At 56.1% G+C, this 10,201-nt stretch carries 7 protein-coding genes; 6 read left to right on the forward strand and 1 reads right to left on the reverse strand.

What is annotated here, in order from left to right; genetic code table 11:
* Nucleotides 1-41 precede the first annotated feature (41 nt).
* Nucleotides 42-632 (reverse strand): NADPH-dependent FMN reductase, encoded by a 591-nt coding sequence (locus tag TH3_RS02870; RefSeq protein WP_007088899.1) that lies wholly within the window; start codon nucleotides 630-632, stop codon nucleotides 42-44.
* Nucleotides 633-756: 124 nt separating this feature from the next.
* Between TH3_RS02870 and soxR the strand changes: the two genes are divergently transcribed.
* The 6 genes from soxR to TH3_RS02900 all read left to right on the forward strand — a co-directional run bounded on the left by soxR (nucleotide 757) and on the right by TH3_RS02900 (nucleotide 10,100).
* Nucleotides 757-1,248 (forward strand): redox-sensitive transcriptional activator SoxR, encoded by a 492-nt coding sequence (gene soxR, locus TH3_RS02875; protein WP_007088898.1) that lies wholly within the window; start codon nucleotides 757-759, stop codon nucleotides 1,246-1,248.
* Nucleotides 1,249-1,378: 130 nt separating this feature from the next.
* Nucleotides 1,379-4,246 carry a helicase-related protein gene (locus TH3_RS02880; protein ID WP_007088897.1) on the forward strand — a complete coding sequence of 956 codons (2,868 nt, stop codon included), beginning with the start codon at nucleotides 1,379-1,381 and terminating at the stop codon, nucleotides 4,244-4,246.
* A gap of 75 nt (nucleotides 4,247-4,321) precedes the next feature.
* Nucleotides 4,322-4,726 carry an RNA-binding S4 domain-containing protein gene (locus TH3_RS02885; RefSeq protein WP_007088896.1) on the forward strand — a complete coding sequence of 135 codons (405 nt, stop codon included), beginning with the start codon at nucleotides 4,322-4,324 and terminating at the stop codon, nucleotides 4,724-4,726.
* Nucleotides 4,727-4,900: 174 nt separating this feature from the next.
* The gene (locus TH3_RS02890) at nucleotides 4,901-6,616 is read left to right on the forward strand and encodes a peptidase domain-containing ABC transporter (RefSeq protein ID WP_007088895.1); all 1,716 of its coding nucleotides are present in this window, start codon (nucleotides 4,901-4,903) and stop codon (nucleotides 6,614-6,616) included.
* On the forward strand, nucleotides 6,613-8,751 hold the full coding sequence (locus tag TH3_RS02895) for a peptidase domain-containing ABC transporter (RefSeq protein ID WP_007088894.1): 2,139 nt from the start codon (nucleotides 6,613-6,615) through the stop codon (nucleotides 8,749-8,751). The genes TH3_RS02890 and TH3_RS02895 overlap by 4 nt, the downstream gene beginning before the upstream one ends.
* Nucleotides 8,748-10,100, forward strand: coding sequence for an HlyD family type I secretion periplasmic adaptor subunit (locus tag TH3_RS02900; protein ID WP_007088893.1), 1,353 nt, complete (start codon nucleotides 8,748-8,750; stop codon nucleotides 10,098-10,100). Before TH3_RS02895 ends, TH3_RS02900 begins: the two co-directional genes overlap by 4 nt.
* Nucleotides 10,101-10,201: the final 101 nt, after the last annotated feature.

Consider the following 10,201-nt stretch of genomic DNA (forward strand, 5'->3'; position numbering starts at 1 on the left):
CGAGTAATTGAAATGACGGGGCGGTCAGTTGACCGCCCCGTTCATGATATCGTGACCTCCGGCATTTCGGCCCGGGCTTGTGGATAGCGGCCGTCGCGCAATGTGCGCGACCACCATTTCAGATCATTGACCATGTGTTTAAGGGCCGCCTCGGACCCGGCTTTGTCGATCGGATAACCATTCGGATCAAACTGGTCCCAGACATTGGCAAAGCTGACAACGTCGCGCATGGTCACGACATGCAATTCGGCAAAAACCAGTCGCAATTGTTCGACCGCCCGCAAACCACCCGACATTCCGCCATAGGACACAAATGCCAATGGCTTTCGGCGCCATTCGGGCTTGGCTGCGTCGATCAGCAATTTCAGTTCGCCGGTAAAGCTGTGATTGTATTCCGGGGTGACAACGAGGAAGGCATCGGCTTCGGCAAGAGCGGATTGGAGTTCGGCAACACCGGGATGCGCATTGCCGACGTGACGGGATGGCAGATCGAGCTTCGCCGGATCGATAATATCAACCGACAGATCCGGATCTGTTTTCAGGATTTTGATCGCCCAGTCGGCAACCGTGTCGCAGAACCTGTCTTCACGGGCACTGCCATAGATCAGTGCAAGATTGAAAGTCTCTTTCATGACGTCACTCCTTGATTATTTCGCAGCAAGGAGTAAATCTATAGAACCTTAACAATAGTTGAGGTCAATGATGAATTTCAAGCGCATCAGAACGCCATGAAAAAATAACGGAAAGGGCAGGAAAATGGTGAAACCCGGGCCATTGCACCGCTATCTCAGTGTGGGTGAAGTCGCCAAAAGAAGCGGACTTGCCGTATCGGCGATCCATTTTTACGAGCGCAAGGGGCTGATCGCCTCGATCAGAACGGATGGCAATCAGCGACGCTTTCCACGCGGTATCCTGCGCCGGGTTGCGATCATCAAGGTCGCACAACGCACCGGCATTCCGTTGGCCGAAATCGGGAATGCGTTATCGGGGCTGCCAATTAACCGGGCCCCGACGACACAGGACTGGGAAAAGCTTTCGTCGCGGTGGCGTGATGATCTTGATGCCCGGATCGAACAATTGACCCTGCTGCGCGATCAATTGGGCAAATGCATCGGGTGTGGCTGCCTTTCGATCAGCGACTGCCCGCTTCGCAACCCGTCGGATGAACTGGCAACGGATGGTCCCGGTGCGCGGTTGCTTGAACTTGATGACGCACAGGATCACGAACCGTCAGATGGAACGTCTTGATCCGTAACGGAATGCATTGGGATACTCTTGCCGATGCGGCAGAATGCTTGACATTGTGCGATGCGGCGTGTTGAAAGGCGCATTGATCTAGGCGCGCGAAATCATCCGCGATGCCTGCTGGAAAAGTTTGATGCAGATTTCAACCCGAACCGGTCCCCGTATCCTTGCCATATTGGGGCCCACCAACACCGGCAAGACCCATCTGGCCATGGAACGGATGTTGGCGCATACCTCGGGTATGATCGGTTTTCCGCTGCGGCTTCTGGCGCGCGAAAACTATGATCGCGCGGTCGCCCGTGTTGGCAAGGGTGCGGTGGCCCTGATCACCGGCGAAGAACGCATCCTTCCGAAATCAGCACGCTATTTCCTGTGTACGGTCGAAGCCATGCCGGTCAACAAGCAGGTTGATTTTCTGGCCATCGATGAAATCCAGATGTGTGCCGATCCCGAACGCGGGCACGTCTTTACCGACCGGCTGTTGCATGCGCGCGGTATCAGCGAAACCATGTTCATGGGGGCGGAAACCATCCGTCCGGTGATCCGTCAACTGATCGACAATGTCGAATTTGATACGCGCGCACGGTTTTCGACTCTGACATATAACGGATCGAAAAAGATCCAGCGTCTGCCATCACAATCCGCCGTCGTGACATTTTCCGCACAGGAAGTTTACGCCGTTGCCGAATTGGTCCGCCGCCAGAAGGGCGGGGCGGCGGTGGTGCTTGGCGCGCTTAGCCCGCGCACGCGCAATGCCCAGGTCGAGATGTTCCAGAATGGCGAGGTCGAACACCTGATTGCGACCGATGCGATTGGCATGGGGCTTAACCTTGAACTGAACCATGTGGCCTTTGCGGCCCTTCACAAGTTTGACGGTCAGTTCAATCGCGGGCTTTCGGCGGCGGAAACCGCCCAGATCGCCGGGCGCGCCGGACGTCATATGAATGACGGCACCTTTGGGGTGACGGGCAATCTTTCGGGGATCGATCCCGATATTATCGAACAGATCGAAGCCCACGAATTCGAACCGCTTGCCAAAGTCTTCTGGCGCAATGCGCGACTGGATTTCAGAACCGTCGATGCCTTGCAGAAATCGCTGCGCAAGCGGTCGGACAATCCGACACTTGTTCTGGCGCGCGAACCGGTCGATGAAGTCATGCTGGCGCATTTATCGCAGAACGAAGACGTCGCGCGCATCGCATCGGCCCCGGATCGGGTGCAATTATTGTGGGAAGTCTGCCAGATTCCGGACTTCAGAAATATCCATACCGATGCGCATCCAAGGCTGCTAACATCTATCTATCGCTATCTGGCAAAACCAAATAGTAAACTGCCGGTCGACTGGTTGGGCGAACAAGTCTTGCGCCTGGACCGTTATGATGGTGATATCGATCAGTTGTCATCACGGTTGGCGGGTATTCGCGTCTGGACTTATGTATCGCACAAGCATCACTGGCTCGAAGATGCCAATCATTGGCAGGAACGTACGCGGGCCATTGAGGATAAGCTCTCTGATGTGCTACATGAACGCCTGACCCAAAGGTTCGTTGACAGACGAACTTCGGTTTTATTGAAAAGTCTCAAGGACAAGTCTGAACTCATGTCTACCATCACTGCGAATGGTGAAGTCCAGGTCGAAGGTGAATACGTCGGCCGACTGGAAGGATTCCGTTTCATCGCCGATGAAACCGATGCTGCGTTTGAAGGCAAGGCAATCGCCAGTGCTGCACGTCGTGCACTGACTGGCGAGATTGCGCAGCGTGTCAAACAACTGGAAACCGATGAAGACGACAAATTCGCGGTGAATGGTCAACTGGAAGTCCTGTGGAACGGGGCGGTTGTCGGTGGGCTGAAAAAGGGCGACACCGTCCTCAGCCCCGACGTCCAGGTCATTGACAGCGAGTTTTTTGACGGCCCGACCCGCGAACGCGTAAGGACCCGGCTTCAGAATTTCGTCAACGCCCATATCGAAGCGCGCCTGAAAATGCTGACCCGCCTGCGCGATTGTCAGCTTCCCGGTCCGATTCGCGGCCTTCTGTTCCAATTGAACGAAGGTCTGGGCTGTGTGCCGCGTGCCGATCTTGAAAGCCTGATCAAGGATCTTTCGGATGAAGACCGCAAGGCGCTGGCCAAGCTTGGCGTGCGGTTGGGGGTTGAAACGGTTCATGTGCTTGATGCGCTGAAACCCGATCCCGTCGAACTGCGCGGCATCCTTTGGGCGATTTCGCGCGAACTTGATGCGCTTCCGGAACTGCCACCGGCAGGTCGCACATCGGTTCCAAATGATCGCAGCAATTCCAAGGGCTTCTATCTGGCTGCCGGTTACATGCCGGTCGGGCCGCTTGCCGCACGCGTTGACATGCTCGAACGTTTTGCCGCATTGCTGCGCCAGAAGGCGCGCGAAAATGATGGCAAGGTAAAACCCGATCCCGATCTGCTGTCGCTTCTGGGCTGCACGGTCGAGCAGGCCGAAGGCGTGTTTACTGCACTTGGCTGGCGTGCCGAGGTGGTCAAGGTCAGCAAGGCTGAACTTGATGCCAAGGAAGCTGCTAAAAAGGCTTCTGAACCTGCTTCTGAACCTGCTGCTGTAAGTGCAGATGCACCGGAAGCTCCTGCTGAAGCCGCAAGCGCCGATGAAGCAGCCAAAGAAGCACCGGCCGACGCCGTCAGCGAAACGCCCGCCGAAGAAGTGACCCCGGTAGCCGGTGAAGCCGAAGCCGAGCCGGAATTCGTCGAGGTTAAATATTTTGTCCGTGTCGACCGCCGCAAGCGCGGTGGTGCAGGCAAAGGCCAGCGTGGCGGTCCGCGTCAGGAAGCCCATGGCAAAGGCGCGCCGAAAGGCAAAGGCGGTCAACGCCCGAACCGTGGCGGCCCGAACAAGGGCGGCGACCGTGGTGGCAAAGGTCAGGGGCGTCCGAACAATGCACCGGCCAAAAACAATCAGATCAACGAGGATTCGCCATTTGCCAAGCTGAAGGAAATGCTGGCGGCAAAGGGCTGATCCCGACCTGTTTTCTGTGATGCGGCGACCCTTTGCGGGGTCGCCGCATTGCGTTTGGGATGGTAAAATCAATCCATGACACTTGATCAGACAGGCAACAAAGTCCGTATCGATAAATGGCTATGGTATGCGCGGTTCTATAAGACCCGTTCGCTTGCCAGCAAGGCATGCCAGTCGGGCCATATCGTTCTGAACGGTCAGTCCGTCTCCAAAGCCAGCGTTACGGTCGTTGTTGGGGATCGGCTGCAATTCTTTCAGGGCCCGCATCTGCGCGTGATCGAAGTGGTGGCACCTGGCGAACGACGTGGCCCCGCCCCCGAAGCCCAGCAGCTTTACATTGATCACTCGCCACCACGTGTGGCGAAAAAAGAGGTCGCGGCCGATATCCGAACCGCTCCGATTGCTGAACGCGAAGCGGGCAGCGGACGTCCGACCAAGGCCGAAAGGCGGGCAACGGACCGGTTGCGCGGCGATGAATAACTTTTACAGGCTGTAATCTGATCTGACACCAGGTACGGCGCGAACAACATACCGGGTTGTAGAACCTTCAGGATTTTCTTGCCTCCAGCATAGTCATGGGCTATTGATACTATATCAAGGTATAATACACCTACTTTAGTATGGTTTCGCTTCGACTTGGAGAATGACTGCGTTATGAAACGCAAGCCTGGCCTGCATATCGGCACTTTGTCACATCTGGGGGCAGGCCGTTTTGCCATATTGCTCGCAGCACTTGTGATCAACCTGCTGTCGCTGGCACTGCCGGTGACCCTGTTGCAGGTCTATGACCGTGTGCTGCCCCATAATGCCATCCCGACTTTGACCTTGCTTATAATCGGGGTTTTTGGCGCGTTGGTGCTTGAAGCGGCTTTGCGCCTTGGTCGGGCCTATATATCGTCGCTGTCGGCGGCAAAGTTCGAACATAAAAGTTCGCAGGCTGCTGTCGGTCATTTGTTGGCGACCAGTCTTTCCGATTATGAAAAAACCGCACCTGGCCAGCATCTTCAGCGGCTGAACAGTCTGAATGTCCTGCGTGACTTTTATGCCGGGCAGGCAATCGGGGCGGTGATCGATCTGCCGTTCATTATCCTGTTCCTTGGTTTGATTGCCATTATCGGTGGCAAGCTTGTGCTGGTACCGCTGGGCATTCTGTTTGCCTTCATGCTGACCGCAATGATCCTGGGGCGGCGGCTGCGTCGCGCGCTTGATGAACGCAGTCAGGCCGACGAGCGGCGCTATAATTTCATTATCGAAACCCTGACCGGCATTCACACCATCAAGGCGATGGCGATGGAAAACCTGATGATCCGTCGCCATGATCAACTGCAAATCCAGTGTTCCGAGGATGACCTTGTCGCCGCGCGTTGCGCCCATGCCGCGATCAATTCAAGTGCCAGCTTTTCGATGATCACGATGATCCTTGTTGCCGGTGTCGGCAGTCTTCTGGTTATCAATGCCGATCTGACAGTGGGCGGGCTTGCCGCCTGCACGATGCTGGCCGGGCGATCAATCCAGCCGCTGCAACGTGCCATGGGTCTTTGGACCCAGTTTCAAAGCATTCGGGTTGCGCGTGATCGGTGCCGCGAACTTTTCCGTCTGCCGCCCGAAGATGCCGACGATGCTGCTGAAATGCCGCCGCTTGAAGGGCGTATCGAGCTTGAAGATGTCAGTTTTTCGCACGCGGGCGGGGACACAGTTTTTGAAAATCTGACGCTTGCGATACAGCCCGGTGAATCTGTTGCAATCACCGGTGAAAACGGTACCGGGAAAACCACCTTGCTGTGGCTTCTGATGGGGGCGTTACGCCCTGATCGCGGTTCGGTGCGGCTCGATGGTCGTGATCCAAATAAATATGCATCGGAATCGATCCGCCGCCAGATTGCCTATCTGCCGCAACATGGTGTGATGTTCAAGGGAACGATCCTTGAAAACATCACATCCTTCCGCAAGGAAATCGGCACGGACCGTGTCGTGGAAATTTCACGGCGTCTGGGGCTTGATGAAATCGTCATGCGCATGCCCGACGGTTACGATACCGAAGTGGGCGGGCAGGCATCCGAAACCCTTCCGCGCGGCGTAAAGCAGCGTATCGCGATTGCGCGTGCCCTGATCGACTATCCGCGCATCGTGCTGTTTGACGAAGCCAACAGTTCGCTTGATATCGCGGGTGACAACATTCTTGCCGGTCTTCTGATTGAACTTCGCAAACATTGTACGCTGGTGATGGTATCGCACCGACCGTCACTGATCGCCCTTGCCGACAGACAATATCGCCTGATTGAAAAACGTCTGGTGCCGGTCCTGCGGCGCAGCGGCACCCAGCCGGTGATCGAGGCAGAAGAAGTCGCAAGCGCAGGAGGCCGGTCATGAATATCGAAAACATGGACTTCGCGCTGAATTACCGCATGGGCCTTGCCAGCAATGACGCCCAGTCGGATTTTGATGCCTGCCTGTGGCCTTTGTTGCAGGCGCTTGGCTGGCGTGGGTTGCCCCGTCAGGTCGCAGAAGCATTGCCGCATATGGACGAGGCCCTTGATCTGACCGATTTTCGCAATGTGCTGGCGAACCTGAATTACCGGTCGCGCGAAATCGATACCACATTTGATCGGATCGATGATCGGTTGATGCCCTGTCTGTTCGTGCCCGATAACGGCACCGCACTTGTGGTGATCAAGCCGGAAAATGCGGGCATCCGGGTGTTTGATGGCGGCACCAGCCGCGAAATGGTGATCAAGCCGGGCAATCTTCCCGGGCGGTTGTTCCAGTTTACCCAGGCCGGGCGTCACGAACGGTTTTTTGAAGAGGACAAACGCGGCTGGTTTGGCGGAATAACCGACCGGTTTTCCGCCCTTGGTGGACAGCTTTTGCTGATTACCCTGATGCTGAACCTGATGGCGCTGGCCAGCCCGATTTTCGTAATGGGGATCTATGACCGGGTCATTGGAACGCGGTCGATCCCCATGTTGATCCAGTTCGGGATCGGCATGGGGATTGTCCTGATCCTTGACTGGGTCCTGCGCAATCTGCGCAGCCAGATGGTCAGCCATTTTGGGGCGCGCCTTGATACACTTGTCAGCAGTGCCATTTTCGAACGGCTCCTGTCCCTGCCACCCGCCTTTACCGAACGTGCCCCGGTCGGGGTTCAGATTTCGCGGATTCGCGACTTTGAAAGCGTCCGCGAATTCTTTAGCGGCCCGATGGCGCTTGTCATTCTGGAAATGCCCTTCCTGCCGATCTTCCTGATTGTTCTGGCGATCCTTGGGGGGTGGCTTGCACTTATCCCGATTGGGCTGATCGTTGTTTTTGTCCTGATCGGGCTGGTGTCTTTTCCGGTGGTGTCACGACGGGTTTCGGAACTTGGCCGCAATGGTGCGAACCGGCAGGAATTTCTGGTCGAGACGGTCGGCAAGATGCAGGCGTTGAAATATACAGGCACAGAACATCGCTGGCTGTCGCGTTTCCGCGATATTTCGGCCGATACGGCTTATGCCGGGTTCCGGGTGGCAATGATCAATAATCTGATCAACACATCGGCACAGATTCTGATGGTCTCATCCGGGGCGCTTATCCTTGCCTTTGGCGCGGTTCAGGTCATGGCGGGTTCAATGACCGTCGGCGCACTTGTGGCATCGATGATGCTGGCATGGCGTGTACTTGGCCCGATCAATCAGGCGTTTGTCGGTATGCCGCGGCTGGCACAGCTTCGCGGGTCTGTCCGGCAGATAAACCGTCTGATGACGCTGGCACCGGAACGTGATCTGGTGCCGCGCACGGTTGGCCAACGCCGTTTCGAGGGCAATGTCACCTTCTCGCGTGTCAGCTTCCGATATACGCCGGACTCCGATCCGGCACTGGTCGGGGTGAATTTCGATATCAAGGCCGGACAGGTGGTTGCGCTTGTCGGATCGAACGGGGCGGGCAAGTCATCGCTGATCAAATTGATCGCCGGGATGTATCAGCCACAGGCCGGTGCGGTTCTGATCGACGGCGCGGACATTCGCCAGATGGATCCGCAAACCTTGCGTCAGTCCATTTCCTATGTGCCGCAGGATGTTGAATTTTTCCGTGGATCAATTGCGCAAAACCTGCGCCTTGCCAATCCGATTGCATCACCCGATGAATTGCGGATGGCCTGTATGTCGGCGGGTATTCTTTCGGAAATCGAAGCCCTGCCCGACGGTTTTGAAACACGGATCGGCGATCAGCATTCCTCGCGCTTTTCGACAAGCTTCCTGCAACGCCTGGCACTTGCGCGTGCCTTCGTCCGCGAAGCACCGATCATCCTGTTTGACGAGCCGACCAATGGTCTGGATCAAAAAGCGGATCGGGCATTCCAGCATGCGATCAACCGTCTGCGCGGCGGATCGACGATTTTCCTGATTACCCATCGGCCAAGCCATCTTGATCTGGCCGACCGCATCATTGTTCTTGAAGCAGGTCAGGTGCGCGCCGATGCGCCGCCAGCACGCATCAAGCAGCAGGTGCTTGACGGAGGTTTCCTATGAGCGAAGCAGTTCAGAACACCGCAATTGAACGGTTCCGCCAGTCGCGCCGTATGGCACGCTATCTGTCACATGCCGTCTTGCTCGAAGAAGGCGGGATTTCGGTCTTTGTCCGTTCGGCAATGGTGATGCTTTCGGTTGGCTTTATCGCGCTGATCGCGTGGGCGGCAACCACCCAGATCAAGGAAACGGCAACCACCTTCGGGCAGGTCATGCCGACCGGGGCGGTTAACAAGATCCAGCATCTTGAAGGTGGCATCATTTCCGAAATCATGGTGCGGGATGGTGACTTGGTCGAAAAAGACCAGGTTCTGATGCGGTTGAAACCCGAAGCATCACAGGCCGAACTGTCGCAGGCCGAAACCAGACTGGCCAGCCTGCGTCTTGAAGCCGAACGTTATCGCGCACTTGCCGAATCGCGCGATCCCGACTTCACCCTGCTGATGGACCAGTATCCGGAACTGGCAAAAAACCAGCAGGAAATCTATCGGATCAAAACCGACCTTGATAGCAGCCAGCGCGAAATCCTTGACGTTCAGATCAAGGAACGCAACGCCGAACTGGCCCAGCTCCAGCAGCAGGAAGGGACTTTGCGCCGTTCTGTCGAACTGCTTAACCAAGAAGTGACGATGCGCCGCTCGCTGTATGAACAGGGGCTGAACTCCAAGGTCCTGTTCCTCAATATCCAGCGTGAATTGAACGAAGCGCAGGGCAATCTTTCAAGTGTCATTGCGGAAATGGCGCGTGCGCGTGAAACCATCGCCGAAGCCAATCTGCGCCAGAACGAACTTCGAAACAGCCAGCGCGAGGAAGCGCTAAGTGAACTGGGGCGGCTTGGCGGTGAAATTGCCCAGGCCGATGAAGCGCTGCGCAAGCTTAAGGACCGTGTCGCGCGACTTGAAATCCGCGCCCCGTCCAAGGGTTATATCAAGGGGCTGCAATTTACCACGATCGGCGGGGTGATTGCCCCGGCACAGGTGGTCATGGAGCTGGTTCCGACCGATGATGCACTGGTCGCGGAAACCCGGATTTCGACCGAGGATATCGGTCATGTCCATCTTGGGCAGCCGGTGACTGTTAAAGTCAGTGCATTTGACTATATACGATATGGTAGTATCAGTGGTGAATTGGTATCGATATCGGCCTCTACTTTTGTTGATGAAGATGGACGACCGTATTATAAAGGACGGGTGGCACTTGATTCCGACCGGGTCGGTGAGGGTGCCCGCGCTCAGCCGATTATCCCTGGCATGACGGTTCAGGCCGACATCCAGACGGGTGAAAGGACATTGCTGCAATATCTGCTCAAGCCGGTTTATGTCTCGCTTGATCAGGCATTTAGCGAACGCTGAGTTTTCATAATGGTCCCGCTGGAAATGTTCATTTCATTTCTACTGCCTGGCCGCACGTTTCTCTGGTAAAACAGAGGATTCTATACTTTTGTATAGAAATG

The sequence above is a fragment of the Thalassospira xiamenensis M-5 = DSM 17429 genome (assembly GCF_000300235.2).
Classification (GTDB): Bacteria; Pseudomonadota; Alphaproteobacteria; order Rhodospirillales; family Thalassospiraceae; genus Thalassospira; species Thalassospira xiamenensis.

What these genes read in the sequence shown, in the direction of transcription:
- TH3_RS02870 (WP_007088899.1), bottom strand. Translation starts at nt 632, where the DNA reads ATGAAAGAGACTTTCAATCTTGCACTGATCTATGGCAGTGCCCGTGAA.
- soxR (WP_007088898.1), top strand. Translation starts at nt 757, where the DNA reads ATGGTGAAACCCGGGCCATTGCACCGCTATCTCAGTGTGGGTGAAGTC.
- TH3_RS02880 (WP_007088897.1), top strand. Translation starts at nt 1,379, where the DNA reads ATGCAGATTTCAACCCGAACCGGTCCCCGTATCCTTGCCATATTGGGG.
- TH3_RS02885 (WP_007088896.1), top strand. Translation starts at nt 4,322, where the DNA reads ATGACACTTGATCAGACAGGCAACAAAGTCCGTATCGATAAATGGCTA.
- TH3_RS02890 (WP_007088895.1), top strand. Translation starts at nt 4,901, where the DNA reads ATGAAACGCAAGCCTGGCCTGCATATCGGCACTTTGTCACATCTGGGG.
- TH3_RS02895 (WP_007088894.1), top strand. Translation starts at nt 6,613, where the DNA reads ATGAATATCGAAAACATGGACTTCGCGCTGAATTACCGCATGGGCCTT.
- TH3_RS02900 (WP_007088893.1), top strand. Translation starts at nt 8,748, where the DNA reads ATGAGCGAAGCAGTTCAGAACACCGCAATTGAACGGTTCCGCCAGTCG.